At 64.9% G+C, this 20,920-nt stretch carries 18 protein-coding genes; 10 read left to right on the plus strand and 8 right to left on the minus strand.

Annotation, left to right across the window (positions count from 1 at the left end; translation table 11 throughout):
• From L0965_RS15925 to L0965_RS15955, 7 genes are all read left to right on the plus strand, one after another.
• Positions 1-473: hypothetical protein (locus tag L0965_RS15925; RefSeq protein WP_234058002.1), on the plus strand; the 473-nt coding region annotated here is incomplete at its 5' end.
• A gap of 94 nt (positions 474-567) precedes the next feature.
• The gene (locus tag L0965_RS15930) at positions 568-708 is read left to right on the plus strand and encodes a hypothetical protein (protein ID WP_234058003.1); all 141 of its coding nucleotides are present in this window, start codon (positions 568-570) and stop codon (positions 706-708) included.
• Between the two features lie 70 nt (positions 709-778).
• On the plus strand, positions 779-1,735 hold the full coding sequence (locus tag L0965_RS15935; protein ID WP_234058004.1) for a DNA-processing protein DprA: 957 nt from the start codon (positions 779-781) through the stop codon (positions 1,733-1,735).
• 20 nt (positions 1,736-1,755) lie between these two features.
• Complete coding sequence (locus L0965_RS15940; RefSeq protein ID WP_234058005.1) at positions 1,756-3,078, plus strand: site-specific integrase; 1,323 nt, start codon at positions 1,756-1,758, stop codon at positions 3,076-3,078.
• Between the two features lie 1,618 nt (positions 3,079-4,696).
• On the plus strand, positions 4,697-6,916 hold the full coding sequence (locus L0965_RS15945) for a hypothetical protein (RefSeq protein WP_234058006.1): 2,220 nt from the start codon (positions 4,697-4,699) through the stop codon (positions 6,914-6,916).
• On the plus strand, positions 6,913-7,299 hold the full coding sequence (locus L0965_RS15950) for a hypothetical protein (protein ID WP_234058007.1): 387 nt from the start codon (positions 6,913-6,915) through the stop codon (positions 7,297-7,299). Before L0965_RS15945 ends, L0965_RS15950 begins: the two co-directional genes overlap by 4 nt.
• Positions 7,300-7,556: 257 nt before the next feature.
• Positions 7,557-7,835 (plus strand): hypothetical protein, encoded by a 279-nt coding sequence (locus L0965_RS15955; RefSeq protein WP_179872328.1) that lies wholly within the window; start codon positions 7,557-7,559, stop codon positions 7,833-7,835.
• A gap of 442 nt (positions 7,836-8,277) precedes the next feature.
• Here L0965_RS15955 and L0965_RS15960 read toward each other — a convergent pair whose 3' ends face one another.
• Positions 8,278-9,984, minus strand: a complete 1,707-nt coding sequence (locus L0965_RS15960) for a restriction endonuclease (RefSeq protein ID WP_234058008.1) — start codon at positions 9,982-9,984, stop codon at positions 8,278-8,280.
• Positions 9,985-10,248: 264 nt separating this feature from the next.
• Here L0965_RS15960 and L0965_RS15965 point away from each other — a divergent pair, with 264 nt between their 5' ends.
• On the plus strand, positions 10,249-11,715 hold the full coding sequence (locus L0965_RS15965) for an aldehyde dehydrogenase family protein (protein WP_234058009.1): 1,467 nt from the start codon (positions 10,249-10,251) through the stop codon (positions 11,713-11,715).
• Positions 11,712-12,437: an SDR family oxidoreductase gene (locus L0965_RS15970; RefSeq protein ID WP_234058010.1), complete on the plus strand. Its 726-nt coding sequence runs from the start codon at positions 11,712-11,714 to the stop codon at positions 12,435-12,437. Before L0965_RS15965 ends, L0965_RS15970 begins: the two co-directional genes overlap by 4 nt.
• A gap of 411 nt (positions 12,438-12,848) precedes the next feature.
• Here the strand turns inward: L0965_RS15970 and L0965_RS15975 are convergent, their stop codons facing one another.
• The 7 genes from L0965_RS15975 to L0965_RS16005 form a co-directional block, all read right to left on the minus strand.
• Positions 12,849-13,598: a cyclase family protein gene (locus L0965_RS15975; protein WP_234058011.1), complete on the minus strand. Its 750-nt coding sequence runs from the start codon at positions 13,596-13,598 to the stop codon at positions 12,849-12,851.
• Positions 13,599-13,642: 44 nt separating this feature from the next.
• Positions 13,643-14,920 (minus strand): ABC transporter substrate-binding protein, encoded by a 1,278-nt coding sequence (locus L0965_RS15980; protein WP_234058012.1) that lies wholly within the window; start codon positions 14,918-14,920, stop codon positions 13,643-13,645.
• A 41-nt stretch (positions 14,921-14,961) separates the two neighbouring features.
• Positions 14,962-15,666: an ABC transporter ATP-binding protein gene (locus L0965_RS15985; protein WP_234058013.1), complete on the minus strand. Its 705-nt coding sequence runs from the start codon at positions 15,664-15,666 to the stop codon at positions 14,962-14,964.
• Positions 15,653-16,390 carry an ABC transporter ATP-binding protein gene (locus tag L0965_RS15990; protein WP_234058014.1) on the minus strand — a complete coding sequence of 246 codons (738 nt, stop codon included), beginning with the start codon at positions 16,388-16,390 and terminating at the stop codon, positions 15,653-15,655. The genes L0965_RS15985 and L0965_RS15990 overlap by 14 nt, the downstream gene beginning before the upstream one ends.
• Complete coding sequence (locus L0965_RS15995; RefSeq protein ID WP_234058015.1) at positions 16,387-17,493, minus strand: branched-chain amino acid ABC transporter permease; 1,107 nt, start codon at positions 17,491-17,493, stop codon at positions 16,387-16,389. Before L0965_RS15995 ends, L0965_RS15990 begins: the two co-directional genes overlap by 4 nt.
• Positions 17,494-17,495: 2 nt before the next feature.
• Positions 17,496-18,374 carry a branched-chain amino acid ABC transporter permease gene (locus tag L0965_RS16000; RefSeq protein ID WP_234058016.1) on the minus strand — a complete coding sequence of 293 codons (879 nt, stop codon included), beginning with the start codon at positions 18,372-18,374 and terminating at the stop codon, positions 17,496-17,498.
• Positions 18,375-18,668: 294 nt separating this feature from the next.
• Positions 18,669-19,568, minus strand: coding sequence for an SDR family NAD(P)-dependent oxidoreductase (locus tag L0965_RS16005; RefSeq protein WP_234058017.1), 900 nt, complete (start codon positions 19,566-19,568; stop codon positions 18,669-18,671).
• A 391-nt stretch (positions 19,569-19,959) separates the two neighbouring features.
• Between L0965_RS16005 and L0965_RS16010 the strand changes: the two genes are divergently transcribed.
• Complete coding sequence (locus L0965_RS16010; RefSeq protein WP_234058018.1) at positions 19,960-20,877, plus strand: LysR family transcriptional regulator; 918 nt, start codon at positions 19,960-19,962, stop codon at positions 20,875-20,877.
• Positions 20,878-20,920: the final 43 nt, after the last annotated feature.

Genomic DNA, 20,920 nt, shown 5'->3' on the forward strand with positions numbered 1-20,920 from the left:
GAATGGACGTCATCGGCAAAGCACCGGTTTCGAGCGAGGGCGAGTACTTCCGCAACTCGGTCTGGTGGTGGCATCCGCTCGCGGAGTACATCACTCACTCCCATTCCGATCTCGCCGCGGCCTGCACCCTGTGGCACACCAACGATGGGGACGGGCTCGACGCTGACGACGCGGCAGCTCTGGCCGACGCGCTGGCCGAGGATCTCGACAACGGCGCCGTGGCTCTCTATGAGGCGGAGCGCAGCGTCCAGATCGCCTCCTTGCCGCGCGAGACGTGCAGGCTGTGCGTCGGAACAGGAACCCGCTCCGACGCCATCGGCATCGAGATGGGCTTCACCGCTCGCGGATGGTGCAACGGGTGCGACGGCATCGGCGACCGCGAACCGTGGGAGGCGTCCTACGTCTTCGAGGTCGCGAACGTGGCCGAGTTCGCGAAGTTCGCTCGCGCCTCGGGCGGATTCGAGATCTGCTGATCCCCCGGGGGGACGCGGGCATCGCATCTCCTCTTCCCGATGTCGGCGACTGCGGCTATACTGTAACTGTCAGGGATACGAATAAGGAGTTGAGATGGCCACCACGATGCAGGACACGATGAGCCAGCACTACGCCGAGCAGTACGGCATCAGCTTCGAGTCGGACTCCCGCGATCCGCTCGCCGACCTCTTCGACGGCTCCTTCGGCCGCGACTGGGCAGACCTGCGCCGTTGACTCGCTGGATGCGGGGTGCCCACTCCCCCGCACCCAGCATCCAACCCACCACTCCCGAGAGGACATCCAGATGAGCACCCTCTTCATCGATACCGACCTCGAGTCCCGCGCCGCATGGTCCACCATCACGGAGCCCGCCGACGCGATCGCCATCGCTTTCACCGCCGCCCTGGGACACTCGGCAGCCCTCACTGAACTGGAGCACCCGAAGAACGCCATCCAGTCGCTGATCGACGTCGACGCCGCGGCCGACCACACCGAAGCGGCCGCGGCGATCCAACGCTGGACCCCGAGGCTCCAGTCCTCCGCAGTGAGTCACGCCCTTGCCGCCGCGGCCCGAGACGGCATCCAGCTGATCGACCCATCACAGGTCCCCGGTCTCACGGACCTCGGCACCCGGGCGCCGCACCTGATCTGGCTTCGGGGCGACGCCGAGGCACTTACCCGGCCGATCCGCAGCAACGTCGCCATGATCGGTGCCCGGGCGAGCTCCTCCTACGGCGACGGGGTCGCACGTGAGCTCAGCGAGCAGCTGGTTAGCAGCGGTGTGACGATCGTCAGTGGAGCCGCATATGGAATCGACGGGGCATCGCACCGTGCCGCCATGGAATCCGGCGGGACCACCGTCGCCTGGCTTGCGGGTGGCGTCGACCGCCCCTACCCAGCGGGCCACCGCGACCTCATAGACAGAATCGTCGAGCACGGGGGTGCGGTCGCGAGCGAGGTTCCTCCTGGGGCTACCCCGACCCGCTGGCGGTTCCTCGGTCGCAACCGCCTCATCGCGGCAGCGTCTGCCGCGACCATCGTGGTCGAGGCTGGATATCGTTCTGGCGCGCTGACCACCGCGACTACAGCGGTGATGCTGGGTAGGGCGCTCGGGGCCGTCCCGGGGCGCGTCGACAGCCCGACATCCGTGATGCATTCTCTCCACCGCTGTTGCCCGAGCTATCGGGTTTCTCAGGAGTTGAGGCGTGGAGTAGATGGCGGTCCGATCTCGCGATCCCAGTGGGCACGCCGTTCCTCATAGCGCCAGACCTGAGTTACGACGTGAAGTTGAACGCGTTCTTCTATTCGGCAGACATGCTGTCGTCGCGAATGTCAACGCGTTTGGGGTACGCGAGAGATCTCAAAGGATTCCTCGACTTTCTCGAACACGCCCGGGTAGGAACCAGCTGGTGGAACGCCGATCAAGAGGACCACCGCGCCTACTTGGTGTGGCGTCGTGAGGACCTGACCGGGCCGCGCGTGAGTCCAGCGACGTGGGATCGGGAAGTGAGCGCCGTGGATCGCTTCTACCGGTGGCAGCTACTGAACGGTCACGTAGCGGCGCATCCGATCCCGCAGCGAGCGAAACGTTCCGGCCGCAAGGGCACTCCGCCGGTGGCATCAGGACAGACCGCGGCAACGTACTCCCATTCGGCAAGACGCGGACTGATTGCCTGGCTCCCGGCTCGGTCCTACCGCATCTGGAGAGATGTCGGTCTCCGCGGGTACGGTTCGGACGGGCTACGCGATCCGCTCTTCCGGGGTCGGTGGGCTGACCGCAACGCCGTCTTCGCTGACATGATGGTCCGCACCGGCCTACGCCTTTCCGAGCAGTCAGCGTTGAGCGTGATAGAGCTGCCAGAGGTTCGAGCCAGCAGCGGGTACCACCGGTTCTGGTTGCCGCCCGCGATCGCGAAGGGAGGCTCCGCTCGGTGGGTGTACGTGCCGACGCGCATCCTTCGCATGCTTCACTCGTACGTCGACATCGACCGGCGGCTCAGCATCACTCAAGCGCAACGACGAGGAGCATACGATCGCCCCGACGCCGGGTTCTTGTACCTCGACGCTCACTTCCGCGCACACGCGACCGCGGAGGGCGCGTCCACGAGAGACAGCTCCGTTCGGTTATCGCAGTTGACTGCCGACGAGCGGCGCCGACTGCTGATGCAGGGGCCGGAGGGCTGGGAACCGGCGTCACTCTGGTTGACCGAGGAGGGGATGCCGGTCTCGACTTCCACATGGAAGGACATCTTCCGGCAGGCGAATCAACGGTGCGCCAACCATGAGATCGGCGTGGCGGCGCATGCACACATGCTGCGCCATACGTTCGCTGTTCTCACGCTGGAGCAGTTGCAGCGGGGGCATATCGCTTCGCTCGCCCACCTGAATCCGGCGCAGCGCACCCACTACACGCGCGTGTTCGGCGACCCGCTCGACTGGGTGCGGCAACGGCTCGGACACAAGAGCGTCACGACCACGCGGGTGTACCTGCATGCTCTGGAGGAACTGGAGATGGAGACGCGGATGAAGCTGGTGTCGGACCCATGGGAGGACTCGCGCGACACCGCGCTGGTCATCACTCACGAGCCCGGATCCGAGCTATGAGCCCACGCGGAACGACGCGCACTGGACGGGCTGCGGCAATGCCGAACCGCCCGTACGCCGCTCGTCCTCTCACGGTCGGGACACTGGTCGAGTTCCATGGCGAGGACGGCCGCACGTACACATTCGATGTCGGGACCTTGCCGCTGCCCGAGTGGCATGAGGCGCTGGCCGCAAGCTGGGCGGCGAGGATCGGACCAGCGGGCACGCTACGCACTCGCGCCTCGGCGCTGAGCGCGTGGGGCGGTCTGGGACGAATGATCCGCTGCTACGCCCAGATGCTGCAACCGCCCAGGACGCCTGATCAACTCACCATCGACCACGTCGATGCCTACCTGCGTCTCCGCACAGCCGCCGTCGGGGTCTCGCCGGCGGGCGAGGAGTCTCGCATCGCTGCGGCGACGTTCGAGACGCAGCCGCTGGCGAGTCTGGTCGCCCCCGAGGTGCGAGACCGGATGCGCCCGAGGTCTCGGCGCCGCAGGAACCCGCTCCCGGGCTACTCCGACGGCGAGCTCCGACGGATCGTTGCCGCTGCGCGCGCTGACGTGATCGCGCTCCGCGACCGGCTCACGGCGACGACACCTGCTGACCTGACCGGATCAGCCCGGGACCGCCTCGACGCCGCACGGGAAACAGGAAAGGTGTCCGTGGCCGGACTCCCTCTACGCGAGCAGCCTCAGACACGCGCCCGGATAGCACGGCAGCTGTTCGTCACGAACGAGGATCTGACGCCGATGCTCGTCCTGCTGGTGGCGACGACGGGCTGGAATGTGGAAGTCATCAAGGACCTGCCATCCCACCATCGGCGGATCGAGGATCTCGCCGTCGAGCTCGAGGTGACGAAGCGGCGCCGCGGAGCCGGCCGATGGCATCAGACAGTGACCTGGGAGATCGGCCCGTCGAACAAGGAGCTCATGACCCCGGGTGGCGTGTACCTCCTCTTGCACGCGCTGATGGCTCCCGCCCGTGACCTCCTCGCTGACGCCCCCTTCTGGGCGACCTGGCACCGGGCCGGCCAGAGGAAGCAAGGATGTCGGAATCCGTTCGGTCACGAACTGGGCGCGAACGTCTACATTCAGCGGTGGGTACGCGCGCACCAGCTCCTCGCCGACCCCGTGAGCACCGGCGATGACGCCGAACCGCTGGTGCTGAACTTCAACCGGCTCAAGACCAGCATCGATGTTCGCCGCACCCGGCAGATGGGCGGCCATCTGCCCTCCGCAGTGCGCAGCAACAGCACGACCGTCCTGTTCCGCAACTACCTTTCCGGTGATCCGTCCACGATCGACTGGGCTCGCGAGGTGGTCGCAGACGCGCTCACCGACGTGGAACGGACCGCATGGGAGACCCACCAAAAGGCGCTGGCCGGACACGGGCGCCGCGCCTTACGGATCCAGCCGCGCGCCGCGGACACGGACGAGCACATCCCGGGGACGGAGACCGCGTGGGCCAGTTGCGCCGATCACGATCATCACCCGGGAACGGGGCGACGATGCACGGCGAGTTTCCTCGACTGCTTCCATTGCGGGAACTGCGTGATCACCGACGATCATCTCCCTCGACTGCTCAGCCTTCTGGACGCCCTGGAACAGCGCCGTCAGCACATGACCGACGACGCCTGGTGGGAGCGCTATGGGGCAACCTGGGCGGCCATACGCCGCGAGGTGCTGCCTACGTTCAGCGAAGCGGAAGTCGATCAGGCAGCCCAGCACAAACCCGACGACAGCCTCCTCGACCTTGTCGAGCCGACGTGGGAGCAGCCATGACAGTCCAGCTCGCCCGCACCCCGACCGGTGGACCCCTTGCCGACGTGTACGTGCTGCACGGGCGCCCGCTGCGCCCGGGGGTCGAGCTCACTCAGACGGCGCGGTTCGGGGATGACGAATGGCCGATCGGTCCCGCGGCGCTGCAGACCCAACAGCGCAGCCTCACCCTCCGGTTCGACACCGCGACCAAGGAGTACCGGCATGTCCTGAAGCAGTTCACCTACGCGGCCCTGTCCGGCCCGCTCCCGCCCAACGAAGCGCGCCTCACCATCAGCAGCGTCTACTCCGTCTTCTACAACCTCGCCGTGTTCTTGCGTTGGCTCGATGTGAACCACGGCGGCCGCGCACTCTCGCTGATCACCGCCGACACGCTCCTGGGATATCATCACCACCTCGCCGTCACCTACCGCAGCGCGACGCGACGACACACCCTGCGAGCTGCGGTCGCGTTCCTGTGGCGATACCGCCACGCGCTTGGCCACGACGCACTACGCCTGGATCCCCGAACGATCCCAGAATGGCGAGAGCGGAACACCTCCCGGACGGAGAACACCACCGCCCGTATCCCAGAAGAAGTCCACAGCCGGCTACTGGTGTGGGCGATGCGGTTCGTGAACGACTTCGCCGAGGACATCCTGACCGCCGTTGTCAAATGGGAGAAGCTGCGACGCCCGCGTCTCCCACAACGCCGCACAAGGGAGTTCAACGACGCCAGCGTCTCCCAGTATCTGGCGGAAGCCCGAGCGGCCGGGCACCCTCTGCCAGGTTTCAACGGACAGGTCAACCACGCCGCGATCGCCCGCACCATCGGCTGCAACCGTCGGGCCGTCGACGACCACGCGGACGACTTCGCCGAAGCAGCCAAGATCCTCGGCGTGTCAGACTTCATCTACCTCGACATCGACGTCACCGGACACATCGACGGGGACAGCTGGATCGAAGGCGTCACGCTCGACCCCGCCCGCGACGACTCTCTCGCCGTTCTCACCCAGATGCTGCAAGCGGCCTGCTACATCATCATCGCGTTCCTGTCCGGGATGCGCGACAGCGAGGTCAAACACCTGCGGCGAGGGTGCTCCACCGCTCACCTTGACGGCAACGGCCAGCCCTACCGCTGGACAGTCTCGAGCCTCGCGTTCAAAGGGGAGGACGACCCCACCGGGGTTCCAGCGACATGGGTGATCGGCGCGCCCGCCGCGAGGGCCATCGCTGTCCTCGAACAGGCACAAGACCGGGCGCACAACCGCACGGACTGGCTCTTCGCGCCGATCAAGACCGGACCCGGGACCGGATCGGCCGGGCGACTCGGAAACAAGACGATGACCAACGCCGGCAGCAACCGGCAGCTGAACAGGTTCGTCACCTGGGTCAACGACTACTGCTGCACCCGTGGCCGCAACGACGGCATCCCTGACGTCGACGGCCGCCCCTGGCGGATCAGCACCAGCCAGTTCCGCCGCACCCTGGCCTGGTACATCGCCCGCCGGCCCGGTGGCTCCATCGCGGGGGCGATCGCCTACCGCCACCACAGCATCCAGATGTTCGAGGGGTACGCCGGCACTAGTGATTCGGGATTCCGCGCAGAGGTCGAAGCCGAACAAGCTCTCACGCGCGGCGAGGACCTCCTCGCCGTCATCGACCAGCACGATCACACGCGCCTCGCCGGTCCCGCCTCTGATGAAGCGCGGCGCCGGCTCGACCTCATGGGTCAGACCCCGGGATTCGCAGGCACCGTCACCACAGACCGTCGACGCTTCCTGCGCCTGATCAGCGCCCACGATCCCGCAGTGTATCCCGGCAGGTACGTCACGTGCGTGTACTCCCACGACAAGGCGCTCTGCCGCGCGGGCTCGTCAGAATCAGACAGCTCTCCAGACCAGTCGAACTGCAAACCGCTCACCTGCCGCAACGTCGCCCTCACCGAAGACAACATCCAGTCTTGGCGGGAGGAGCTCAACGGGCTCGACGCGCAGCTCGCTTCCCGACCGTCGCTCCCGCCCGCGCTCGAGACGCGGATAAGAGAACGTCGTGATCAGATCACCCAGTTTCTAATGAAGAGCCAGGATCCCCGATGACCCGAGCCGTCTCCCTACCGACCGTCGCGCAAATCGACGATGCCCTCACCGTCCTGCGAAGCGGCAGCGATCGTCCCGTCAGCACGAGCGGCCTCGCCGCGCACTTGGGGCTGTCCAACGCAACCTTCTGGAGACACTTCCCGGCAATCGCGCAACGCGTCTCCGACGAACGACGTGCCGCGCTCCGCGGCCCGAAGCGTTCTGCATCGGAGGCAGAACCGCGAGGCGACGCCGAGGCGAAGCTCCGGCGAGACATCGCCGCGCTGCGCGGGCAGCTCGATCTCGCCGTCGCTCACATCCAGCGGCTCACGCTAGAAAACGAAGCGCTCCGCAGCCGGGCGGAATCACACAGCAACATCATCCGCCTCGACGACGCGCGCTAGCCCGAAGCGATCGAATCGCAGCTACCTGACTTCGAAGGGATCCTCAGTGCCCGTTCACTCCACGGATGGCCTCGACGTGGGGTGCGAAGAGCCCGCGCGCTTGTGCGCCGGCACAGTTCTCGACCGGTTCCCCTTGGTCATAGACGTGGTGTGAGGAGGAAACCCAGGAGGACGAATGGCGCACCCCGGGGTGGCGAAGCTCGCCGGCTCAGCGTACGATCGCGTCTCGAACACAGTTACTATTTCGGGAGGTTGCGATGATCGTCACCGTCGAACAAAGAACGGCAACCCTTTCGTTCCAAGACGACCGGCCCGTGACGCTTCTCTGGGACCACAAACGGTGGCAGGTGCTAGACGCCCCTACCCGGATCGGCGCGCCCGGCAACCGTTCCTACTCGCCGTTGATCACGCATCCGCCGCGACCCTGGGCAGGATGGCGATTCACAGCCCGCGTCGACGACCGCACACAGACCTATGTCTTCGACCTCCGTGAGACGAACTGCAACAGCTACGAGGTGCTCGGTGTCTACGAATGAGGCCCCTGCTCAACTCCCGCACGGCATCCAATTGCAGCTGCTTCCGCCCAGGTCCGCACGGTTACGCAACCGCCCACCGGAGTGGGAGGTCCTGCTCAACGGCAAACGCATCGGCCGGATTGAACAGTGGAGCGTCAGCAGCTCCTCCTCGACCTTCTACCGCGCCACGGCCATCCACCCCCAGACCGGAGAGCCGATCCCCCTCGAATCCAACACCGACTTTCCCGAACGGGTCGAAAAGGTCGTCGCAGCATGGAACAATCCCGCGCGTTTCGTTCACCGGTCCTCGTGGGAGTGAGTAAACCGGCTGGTGCTCAAGTCCCCCGTGTGACGTGCGGTTCCTGCCCGCGCCGGCATCGCAAGCGGGAACGACGGATCCGGGCGTCAGGCCCTGCCAGGACCGAGCCTGGCTGATCCTGCGAAAGCTGAAGCTGAACGGCGCTCATGCATCCGTGGTGCCTGGGGACTCCCGGGTGAGCGAAAAGCGGACGCGTCTGTCTGGCGTGGTGAGCCAGTGGATCAAGCGACCTCGGACTTCGCGTCGTTCGAGGATCGTTGCATCCTCGATCCACATAAACGCAGTGCCAAAGTCGATGGTTTGCTGGCCGGTAGCTACCTGAAGAGGAACCTCGACCGCCACAGGACCAGGGATCGTATCGACTTCCGCTGCGAGCTCGAGTCCCAAGGCGTGACCCTCTGGGTAGGCGGCAATGACGGACTTCCCTTCGAGGAGTGTGGCCGCGCGTCGCCAACTCGCCACCTGCGCATTGGTTGTTGCCGTGAGGTCCGGAACACGGACTATCGTGCCGGTGTGCTCTTGCAGTCTCGCGAGGGCGTCGACGGGAACTGCGATCGCATCGAGAAGCTCGCGGATCTCCAGAGGGAACTCGACGCCCCAATTCGGATCGGTGCTCGCACTGCGTGCTGGAGCGCCTTTACGCCGCACCCTGACCGTGTTCGGGGATGCCGCTGATGAGATGAACGCCAGAGCATCGCGCACCCCCAGAGCTGGCTGGTTCGAGTAGTCCCCGAAGCGGAACTGTCGCTTGCCTCCTTCAGACGGTGCGTAGCGGTCCTCGACAGTGAACACGTTGTTCCTCTGCCGGAGCACCACACGGATCCCCTTCGAGCCCTCACTCCGCTCGATACGGGTCACCTCTGTCGATGCGATCACCTCACCCTCCGGGGTATAGCTCTCAAGGATGAGATCTGGATCAGCACCGACGTCGTCGCCGAGCGAGACAACCTGCATCGCCGCGTCCTTCAGCGGCCCGCCGAGCCCTCCAGGAGCGTCGATGCTGCCGGCGAAAGCGCCTCGCGGAGTCACGAATGGCGTACCGAAGTCAACAAAATCCTGAACAGCTGCAGCCAAGTCGGAGTCCCGCTCCGCGGTCACTGTTCCCGATACGATGATGGGTCGTTCCGTTGCCGACGCGGCGCACCTGGCGATCACGTCCACTGCCTGCCAACTCTTCCCTGGGCCGTCAGAGTGAATCCAAGTCATCATGAGGTTCGGACGGTCGACCGCCCCGGGTAGTTGCCCGTCCCCCATCCGGAGTTCGTACTTGTAGTGGGGATCCCCCTCCAAGACTGTGAGCGCCTTTGCCAACCGGGACGAAACGGTCGGGACATCCAGAGCCTCGTTCGCTTCGTTAGGAGCGAGCAGCGCAACGACCACTTGGTACGCCTCTTCGATGCGGCTCTTGCCGCCCTCCAAGTAGCAATCGATGACCTCGGGATACTTCGCGGCGAGGGCGTCAATGTATGTCAGGCCATGCCAGACGACAGTATGCGAGCCGCCGTCGTCCAGGCCACGAAGCCAAGACTCGGCTTCGGGTGTTGGGTCCCATGGCGTGACTAGGTGCCACTCCTCGACGTTGAGTGCTTCCCAGCGTGGGTCTGACTGAAGACGAGACCACGACTCCTCGACCCTGTCCTGCTGATTCGCCGAGAGCGGTTTCGTGTAGCGCTTGACCTGGTAGACGACGTCACCCCCGTCTGCCGCTGCCCCTCGGTCAAGGATGTCCACCCCGCCATCACCCCTCGATGGCGTTATGCGTACGGAGTTTGGGTGCTCCCGATTGATGAGCATCGCGACAACTGCCTCAATGTCGTTGCCCTCATACCGTTCCCACGCAATGCGCGTCATCGATTCCCGCTCTCATCGTCCACGGCGCTGGCGCCTACCCACACCATGAGGTCACGCTAGCGGGGCTCCGCAGGGCCCGGGCCGAACGGCACCCACGGCCACGAGGAGGGTGAATCGCCGACGGACTCCTCGCGGACTGTGTCCGTAGCCAGGGTGCAGTCGCCGATAAGCAGGACGTCTCAGCCGTCAACCGAGCAGTATTGGACGGGAGCGAAACAGCAAGGCGACAGTGGGATGAATACGCAAGCGGAAGGATCCTCCCACGTGCCCATCGACAATGATCAGTCGGTCGAACGGACTCCAATGTGGATCGGGGGTCGACCAGTCCATGGCGACCGCGAGCTCGTGGTGCAGGACCCTTTCACCGGCGGGGTTGCAGGCGTGACGACCCTTGCGACCGATGAGCAGGTGGAGAGGGCAATCAGACATGCCGACGCGGCCAGGAAGACCATGGCCGACCTTCCTTTGCATGCCCGCGCGAGTGCGCTGCGCGCGATCTCGGCGGGTCTTGTCGCGGCGCGCGAGGAGATCGTCGATCTGATGGTGGGCGAGTCGGGGAAGCCGCGCTCACTGGCTGTCGTGGAAGTCGAACGAGCGGCGTCGGTCTTTGCCTGGGCGGCAGAGAATGCTCGGCAGTGGTCGGGGGCGGTGACTCGCCTGGACGGCGACCCCAGCGGCGAGGGAAGGCTGGCGTTTGTCCGTCGATACCCCCGGGGGTCGGTGCTGGGTATCTCGCCGTTCAACTTCCCTCTCAATCTCGCCGCACACAAGGTCGCTCCCGCGATCGCGGTTGGTGCGCCGATTGTGCTGAAGCCGGCACCGAAGACACCGCTCTCGGGTCTAGTTCTTGGCCGACTGGCGGCCGAGACCGGGTTGCCTGCTGGAGCGGTGAGCGTCATCAACGTGGATGACCTTATCGCCACCAAGCTCGTATCGGATCCCCGGCTCCCGGTGATCAGCTTCACTGGATCAGCGAGAGTCGGGTACGGCATTCTTCGGGCGGTTCCCGAGAAGCACGTCACCCTCGAGCTGGGCGGTAACGCGGCTGTCATCATTGCGCAAGATATCGCGGAGGACGAAGACGGTCTCGCGTCTGCGATGGCGCGGATTGCCCTGTTCGGCAATGCTCAAGCTGGGCAGTCTTGCGTGAGTGTTCAACGGGTTCTAGTTCCCTCGGCGCTGTACGAGCGCGCCCGCGACGCGCTGGTGTCGGCGGTCCGCGATCTGCGGCAAGGGGATCCCCGAGACCCGACCACCCAGGTTGGACCGGTGATCAACGCGGATGCGGCTGATCGCATAGCGTCGTGGGTCGAAGAGGCTCGCGAGGGCGGCGCGCGTGTCGTCGTCGGGGCGCAAAGATCGGGTCTAACTCTGACCCCGACCGTGCTCGAGGATGTTCCTGCCGACGCGCGGATCGCCACCGATGAGGTCTTTGGGCCAGTCATGATTCTCGAACGGTTCGACGATATCGACGAAGCTTTCGCGATGGTCAACCGATCCCGGTTCGGACTGCAGGCTGGGGTCTTCACACGGGATATCGCCATCGCTTTCCGCGCCCACCGAGACCTTGACGTCGGCGGGGTGATCGTCGGCGACGTCCCTACGTACCGTTCAGATCAAATGCCATACGGCGGTGTGAAAGAGTCCGGCGTCGGCCGAGAGGGAGTGAAGTCCGCAATGACCGATCTGACCGAAGAGCGAGTTCTCGTCCTCTCCGGGCTCGACTTATGAGGAACGTTGTTGGTCCGATCCTCGTCACGGGGGCCTCACGCGGCATCGGTGCCGCATTGGTCGAACGGCTGCACGCCGACGGCGTCGAGGTCATAGGGCTATCCCGCAGTAGACCGAAGAATCTGCCCGGGCATCATGTGGAGTGCGATCTCCTCGACATAGAGGCTGTCGACTCGACGATGGCCGCGTTGACCGCCAAGTACGAGTTCGCCGGGCTTGTGAACAACGCCGGCATCGTCCTTCCCTCCCGACTTCAAGATCTCGCCTGGGACGACTACGCGATTGTCATGGACCTCAATGTGAGGGCCGCCATCCAGATGAGCCGTTGGGTGGTCCCAGGGATGATTCGAAATGGCTACGGGCGCATTGTGACACTCAGCAGCCGTGCGACTCGTGGAGCGATGGGCCGCACCGCGTACTCAGCAGCGAAGAGCGCACTCGAGGGGTGCGCCCGAACCTGGGCGATGGAGTTCGCCCGAGATGGAATCACGAGCAACGCGGTAGCTCCCGGCCCGATAGACACCGAGCTCTTCCGCCGTACCCGGCCATCTGGATCCGCTGCCGAGCGGCGCGTGCTCAGCACGATCCCCCAGGAGCGAGTCGGTGATGTTAGCGAGGTGGCCGCTGCGATCGAGTTCCTCTTGTCCCGCGACGCCGGCTACATCACCGGACAGGTGCTCAGGGTTGATGGAGGGGCAAGCCTCGGCGTTCCTACCGGCTGACCCCGCTACCCCGATCTCGCCAGTTCACTGAGCACCGCGGATGAGTTCCGGGACCGCTATCCGGAAGGCCATCAATCCCTCTCCTACGGGTCGCTCGCATCGACCGCCGAATCGATTCCCACGCGTATCACTATCGTGTTCGCCGCCTTCGCGATCAGCTGGCATTTGCGCGCGACCACGAGCGTGAGCGCCCGCGCGCATCATGACCTCTGCGAAGCTGATGTCGGCGTCGACGGCACCACTTCAATGCGACCACCCCACCTGGTAGCGCTGACGATGAACGCCGAGGTCCGCCTCACTCACAGTTGTGAAAGAACTCACAGCAGCCGACGGTTCATCTGGAGCAATGCGCAAGGCCATCCACCTCCTCGCAACTCATCGCAGAGCGGCTGCGCAGCAGATCGCAGGGTCTCATCTGACGATCGCGAGTGCCCTGATGGGGCTGGCGCTCGACCCCTCGAGTGGCAATGGCAGGCCGACGAACTCGAAGCGGTGCGCCGGTATCTTGTCGATGTTCGTCATGTTCTCGATAATCGCGATGAAGTCGTCGGGCGCGAGGCCAAGCGACTCGGGACGCAGATAGTTCATGTGCACCGGCGAGGTCAGGGCTCCGGTGGTGGTCTCCACGGTCGAGCAGTCGATGCCGACCGTGCGGGCTCCGCGGGCGCGAAGCCACTCGCCTGCCTCCCTAGTCAGCCCCATGTGGTGGTCGAGATACATTGCGGGGTCGCTGTCGTAGAACTGCGACCAGCCGGTGTGAAGGAGCACGATGTCGCCGCGCATCACCCGCTCCTTCGAAGCCGCCTCGGCAGCTTCGAGAATCTCGGGGGTGAGCTGACCGTCTGGCCCAAAGGCCGCCGAGCAGTCGAGCCACACGGCGGTGCCCAGACCGTATTCGATTGGCATCCGCTCCGACGAGTACTCGGATTCGGGGTTGCCGTGAAAGGGCGAGTCCATATGGGTGCCGGTGTTGCCGTTCATTACCCATTGCTCGTTCTGGAACGAAAGGCGACGGCCGTCGTATGGGTTGAACCGTTCCTGATGGGCGTATCCCCAGTGATTCAGCGAGCCCACCAGTTTGACCGGGGTTCGACCGTGCGTAGGGTGCCCTGCCATGCCCTCTCTGATCACGTGGGTGAGATCGATAACCGTCCTCGACACGCCGTCGCCTTTCGTCGCTTGCTGCTGGTCGTCAAGGCGACGGTTCAGCGAGCCTCGTTCCAGCCGGGTAGCGGAATGCTGCGCGGCTCGCCCAGGCCGAGGTCGAGCGGATACACAGGCACCATCTCGCCATCCTGCCACTGACCGACGAAGAAGAAGCTGCGCTCGTTCTGACCGTTCGCGTCGAACTTCACGCCGAGACCGTCGGGCATGCTGCGCTCGGGCAGGTCGAGCGCGTCGGCCGCCGCAGCAATGCCGTCGGGGGTCAGATCCTCCGCCTGCTTCATGGCCTCGAAGAGCGCCATAGCCCCGGCGAAGCCGTTCATATCGAAGGTGCCGGGCGCCTCACCATTGTTTGTCGCCTTGAACTTCTCGACGAACTTCTCGTAGGTGCTCTTCGCCTCGGGCGTGAGCCCTTCGGAATTCACCGCCGGGGTGAAGCCTACGTTGAAGAAGCCATTGCCGCTGTCACCCATGGCTTCCATCCAGGCTTCGTTCACATGCCCGCCGCCGGTGCCGATGATGGCGGGCGGCGTTACGTCGGCAGCGCGCAGCGCGCGGCCCAGGGCCGCAGCGTCGGCGTCGTAGCTGGTGAGCACCAGCACGTCGGGGGCGGAGTCCCGGATCTTGAGCGCAACGCTCGTCAGATCGGAGCTGTCGACCGGGTAGGCCTCCTCGAGCACGAACTCCATACCGTCGGCGTCGGCGACCGCCTTCATACCGGTCAGCACGTCCGAGCCGTAGGTGTTGTTGACACCCGCCCAAGCAATCTTCAGGTCGCCTGGGGCCTTGCCGAGCTTCTCGGCGATGACATCGGCGCTGAAGTTCACCGCGTCAGCACCGAGCTGCTGCGCTGTGCTCGCGTAGCGGTAGACGTTGTCGTAGGTGCCGTCGGTGATGGCAACGGCCGAAGCGCCGGTCTCCCAGTAGAGACCGCCCTCGCCGGTGATCACCGGGATCGCCGCCAACGCGATCGCCGAGCCGTAAGAGCCGAGCACGATGTCGACATCTTCGTTTAGCAGGCGCTCGGCGGCACGGCGGGCCGCCTCCTCATCGGGCGCATCCTGATCTTTGAACTCAATGGAGACGCCGTTGATGCCGCCCTCCTCGTTGATGATCTGGCGCGCGATCTCGGAGCCCGCGGCAACGCGGGTTCCGAGGCCGGCGAGTGGGCCGGTCAGGGGCAGGATGCGACCAACCGTGAGGGTCTCGCCCGAGCCGCCGCCTTCGCCCGATCCGTTCGGTGCTGAACAGCCGGCGAGACCAATGGCCGTAGCAGCGGTCAGCGCGAGCGCCAAACCTGTCAGAAGCGTCTTCTTCATTGGGGCTTCCCTTTCGTTGTACGGTTCTTCGTTGAATCTGGTCAGATGCCGAGGTAAGCCTTCTGCAGCTCCTCGTTCTCAAGCAGTGCACGCGCCTCGCCCGAGATTGCGATCTCCCCCTGTTCGAGCACGTAGCCGCGGTCGGCGGCGCCGAGTGCTTGTGCGACGTTTTGCTCGACGAGCAGTACGGTCATGCCGGTATGCCGCACCGATGCGAGCACCTCGAACACCTCAGTAACGACCTTCGGGGCCAGGCCGAGCGAGGGCTCGTCGAGAATGAGCAGACGGGGTGCCGCCATGAGAGAGCGCGCGATGGCGACCATCTGCTGCTGCCCACCCGAGAGCAGGCCGGCATGCTGCTTGCGGCGCTCGAGCAGGATGGGGAACAGCTCGAACATGCGCTCGAGGCTCCTACCCTGCTTGTTGCGTGCCTCGCGGGTGACCGCGCCGAGCGTCAAGTTGTCTTCGACGGTCATGCCGCCGAAGAGGCGGCGCCCCTCGGGGCAGTGGGCGATGCCCATTTGCGCGATGGTGTGCGGAGCGAGACCTTGTATCGGTTGCCCTTCGAAGAGGATCTTGCCGCTCCGCGGCCGTACGAGGCCCGAAACGGCCTTGAGTGTCGTGGTCTTGCCGACGCCGTTGCCGCCGAGCAGCGCGACGAGTTCGCCCTGCTCGACTTCGAGGCTAAGGTCGGTGAGCACTTTCGCCCGACCGTATGCGACAGCGAGATTCTCAATGCGCAACATGCTGGTAGCCCTCTCCCAGGTAGGCGGTGAGAACGCCAGGGTCGCTGGTCACCTGTGCGGGAGCGCCCTCGGCGAGATTGCGGCCGCGCTCGAGCACGACGACATGCTTCGAGAGGCCCATCACGGCCTTCATGTGGTGCTCGATGAGAATCACCGAGATGCCCTGCTCGGCGAGCCCGCGGATCAGCTGCATCATCTCCTGAATCTCAGAGGGAACGAGGCCGCCCATCACTTCGTCGAGCAGCACGAGTTTCGGCTCGGCCGCGAGCACGCGGGCGACCTCCAACCGCTTGCGTAGGCCGATGGGCAGCGCCTCGGCCACCGCGTCGGCATACGCGCCCAGGTTTAGGTCCTCGAGCAGCTGCTCGACGACCTCGTCGGTGTCTCGCACGCGACGCCGGTGGTTGAGGGCGCCGATCATCACGTTCTCGCGAACCGTCAGCTTGGGCAGGCCACGCACCTTCTGAAACGTGCGCACCAGCCCCATTTTCGCAATCTGCTCGGGCGGCTTGCCGATCAGCTCCTGGCCGTCGAACTCCACCGAGCCGCTGCTCGGCTTCATGAACCCCGAGACGATGTTGAAGAGGGTGGTCTTGCCTGCGCCGTTGGGGCCGATCACACCGGTGATCTCGCCCCGCTCCGCCGTGAGGTGCACCTCTTCGAGAATCTTGAGCCCGCCGAGCGCGATGCTCACGTTCTCGACTTCGAGAATGTTGTGGCTCATGCCTGCTCCTGTTTCCGGTGTGTGCCGACACCATCGGCGCCGGTCTCCTCGGCTGCGCTGTCGGGGTCGGCGATACCATCGGTCTCAGGCACCGAGATCGCGACGGTATCGATCCGAGCTGGCGCCTTCGCCTGGCGAGTGGCTTTGCGACGCACCCAGTCGCCGAACGAGCGCAAGATGCCCATGATGCCGTTCGGCAAGAGCAGGATGCATACGATCAGCAACGCACCGTAGAGGAAATTCGACAGCCCGGGTATCGCCGTGCCGACCGCCTCAACAACGTAGTGCTCGAGCAGGGTGATCAGTGTGGCGCCGAGCAGCGGGCCGAAGACGCCGATCATGCCGCCGATGATGGCCATCAGCGGAGCCTCCCAGGTCACTGCGATGGAGCCGACGTTGGCGGGTGTCACATACAGCGTGTACTGCGCGAACATCGCACCGGCCAGTGCCGAGAAGAAGCCTGAGAGACCGACCGCGAACATCTTCACCCGCACGGCGGGGATGCCTATCGAGCGGGCGCTCACCTCGTCCTCCTTCACTGCCAGCATCTGGTAGCCGCGCTTGGAGCGGCTGAGCAGAATTACGACGAGCGCGGTGATCGCGTAGAGGCCGAGGGTCACGTAGACGTATTCGGCTTTCGTCTGGAAGATCAGGTTGAGCGGCGATACTTCCTTCGGAATCACGATGCCCTCGTCGCCACCGGTGAAGTCCGAGAGATTCTGCAGCACGATGAACATGATCGCCGCTAGGCCGAGCGTCGCCAGCGCGAAGTAGTGACCGCGGAGGCGCAGACTGATCGCACCGATGAACAGCGCGACGAGCACTGCGACGATCGCCGAAATCAGGATCGCCAGAAGTGTGGGCACCCCGTAACTCAGGCGCAGAATGGTCGTGACGAAGGCGCCGATGGCGAAGAGCGCTCCATGGCCGAGCGAGAAGAGCCCTGTCATGCCACCGGCTATGTTCCACGCCGTCGCGAAGGTCGCGAAGATCAGGATCGTGTTGAGCAGATCGAGGCTCAAGCGATTCGGGTCGGTCAGGGTGTAGCCGATGACCAGCGCCACGATCACGATCAATGGGATGAATGCACGGATTGATTTCATGATCAGCCGCCCACCATCGCCGCGTCGAGCGACTTCTTGCCGAAGAAGCCCTGAGGTCGGAGCGCTAGAACGAGCACGAAGATCACAAAGACCGAGGCCTGCATCCACTGCGTGCCGAAGTAATAGCCAACGAATGTCTCGATGATGCCGATGAGCAGGCCGCCGAGGAACGCACCGCCGACGGAGCCGAAGCCGCCCAGCACCACGATGACGAAGCTGACGAGCACGTAGTTGAGGCCGGTCGTCGATGACACCGCGGTGAAGGGGGCCAGCAACACGCCCGCAGCCACGGCGAATACCGTTCCAAGCACGAACACGATCGCGTAGGCACGGCTGATGCGGAGTCCCACGACCTTCGCCGCGTAGTTGTCTTCCGCGACCGCGCGAATCGACTTGCCGAGGCGGGTGCGGTGGAGGAATACCCAGAGCGCTGCGACCAGAACGATTCCGCCGACGAAGGCGATGACGCGACCCGTCTCGACGGCGACGCCGAGCACGTACACGCGTTGCGAGGCGAAGGCATCGGAGAACGCGAAGGTACGCGAGCCGAGGAACATCAGCGCGACCGACGTCAGCACGATACTGAGCCCCAGCGTCGTGAAAATCTGCACGTTGAGCGACTTGCCCAGCGTCTGCCTGATGATGCCCACGTAGACCAAGTAGGCCAGCGGAACCGAGGCGAGCACCACGAGTAGGCCAGCGAGATACGGGCTCATGCCGGTGTTCAGCACGATCACGGTGGTCGCGAACATGCCGAGCATGACGAACTCTCCGTGAGCAAAGTTGACGACGTCCATGACGCCGAAGATCAGCGTCAAGCCGACCGCGACAAGGGCTAGCACCCCACCGGCCATCAGGCCGAGAACGAATAGATCCCACATACGATGGCTCCTTCCTGTCGACTGAGCTGTGATTTGGGCAGTGGAGGCACATGCGAGGCGCCACCGGGGAATTGCCGTAGCTTCACCGTCACGTCCCTTCCGTTTGCGGTTAGTGGCTGTTGTCTTCTAGCGATCGGGAAATCGGACTCCCGCTTCCTGAAACTTCCCCCGTCGATCTGCGCAGCTGGCCTGACCGCCGCGACGGATGTGAAGGTGGGATCCAGACACACCGAACCACCTTCGTCATCGTTGACCAGCCGCGCTCGATGGATGTGCGGGTTCTCGTGCGACGAGTCACTGCATGTGAGACCCGCCATTGACATCGATTACGGCACCGGTGATGAAGCCGGCATCTCGATCGCTGAGGAACGCGACCGTGCGGGCGATGTCCTCCGCCGTGCCGAGACGGCCGACCGGAATCTGCGCCGCATACTCGGCGTTGATCTCCTCGCTCACCATGCTGACCATTCCGCTGTTGATGCGGCCGGGGGCGACGGCGTTTACCGTGATACCGCTCGGGGCGAGCTCTCGAGCGAAGGATCGCGTCACCCCCAGCAAGCCTGTCTTCGTTGCGGTGTAGTGCAAGCCGGCGACGAGGCCCCCATGCCGGGCCGCGAGCGATGCCATATTGACGATGCGGCCGATGCCTGCCTCGGCCATGCCCGGTGCCATCGCCTGCACGCCGAGAAACGGCCCGGTCAGGTTCACCGCGAGCACTTCGTTCCACTCGTCGAGCGGAATGTCGAGGCCGTCGAGCTTGCGGCCGTTGTGCTTCGGTGAGATGCCCGCGTTGTTCACGAGCACGGTCGGACTTCCGAACGCAGCTACCGCCGCGTCGCGCACTCGCCCCCAATCGCTCGGAGAGGCGGCATCGGCCTCGAGCGTCAGCACTCTGCTGTCGATGTGGTCGAAGCTATCGCGCAGCCCTTCGACCAGCGAGGCGAGCGCCGCCGGCCTGGCATCGGTCGCGACGATCCGATCGCCGCGAGCGAGCAGCTCGCGCACGATGGCAGTGCCGAGCCCGCCTGCTGCACCCGTCACCACCGAGATCAAGGGGCTCTTCTGATTGGCACTCATGCGTGCACCTCTGTCCTGTTCGAATCCGTCTGGTTCGGTGCCGAGCAAGGCCGGCTCCCCCACGAGGTCGCCGATCTCCGCGACCGCATCCACGAACGAGTCAACAACCGACGCCACGAGAGCATGGGAACGGTCGTGCTGAAAACTCCGGATGTCACGAACTCGACGTGTGCGAAGTTGGTCAGCCGCATCCCGCCAAAGAGGCGTGTCGACCGGGTGGTGCCGAGCAAGCGAACTGCTCCCGAAACCGCGCCGAGTACGAGCACATCGACCATCGATCGGTACCTTCCTTCGGGCGACGACATTGGCAGCCATAGGGCCGGCCGGGCTGTCGTGTGACAGGTTGGGTCTCCTGCAGACAGGACCCGGCGGAACGGTCTCAGTCAATCGGCGCCGTAGGGACGCGTCCAATAGGTGTTGGCCCGCATCCGATAAGTCGCGATTATCGGATGCCTTCAGGCGAGCGGGATCGAGAGCGCTAGCATGAACGTCTTGAAGGTGGGTGAGCATGGAGCTGCGACAATTGCGCTACTTCGCGATGCTCGCAGAGGAGTTGCACTTCCGTCGGGCGGCCGAACGGCTGCACATCGCCCAGCCCGGGTTGAGCCAGCAGATTCGGGCTCTTGAGCGCGAGATGGGAGTCGATCTGTTCACGCGGGAGGGCGGCGTCGCTCTGACGCCCGCGGGCGTCGCGCTGGCGGCCGAGGCTGCCGGATTGATCAACCGATTCGACCTCCTGATCGAGCGGACCCGGTCGGTCGGCAAGGGGCGATCCGGGCAGCTGAACGTGAGCTTCACCCGCTCGATCCCAAGTCTGGTGAGCCAAGCAGTCTTCGCCCCATTCAGTGAGCGGTATCCCGACATCGAGCTGCGATTCCAGACCGGATGGACACAACGAAACATGGATCTGCTTCGTGAAGAGCAGATCGACATCGGCTTCCTGCAGTTTCCGTTGGACGACGACGCCGGCCTCCACACGCTACGGATGGGCAGGCTTCCCCTCGCGCTGGCCATCCCCGCTGCGCATCACAGCGAAGGCTTCCAGGAGAAGCGGATGCTCGCTGAGTTGCCTCTCGTGCTCTGGCCGCGTGATCTCGCGCCCGGCTACTACGACCACCTCATCCAGGTTCTATACGGGTCACGCGGCGGACCAGGAGAGGTCGTCGAGTTTCCTGACGCCGAGCACATTCTGGCGCAAGTCGCCGCGGGCCGTGGATTCACCGTCATCGAACGGAGCCGCGCGCTCCGCCTCAAGCCCGATGATGTCGTCATCGTCGACTTCGATCGCCCCGAGCAACCAGTCCTCACCTGGGGGCTCGGCTGCGCAGATGGGACGACGAACCCAAGTGCGATTCGCCTGATGCATTTCGCCAAGGAACGCTCGAATCTCGTCCAAGACTCCCCGGTCGTGAGCTTTCCCAACTGAGTCTGCGGTACGCCGCGAACCGCCGCGACGTACCGCAGAGCGT

Source organism: Microbacterium sp. NFH-22A-Y (assembly GCF_021401375.1).
GTDB lineage: Bacteria > Actinomycetota > Actinomycetes > Actinomycetales > Microbacteriaceae > Microbacterium > Microbacterium hominis.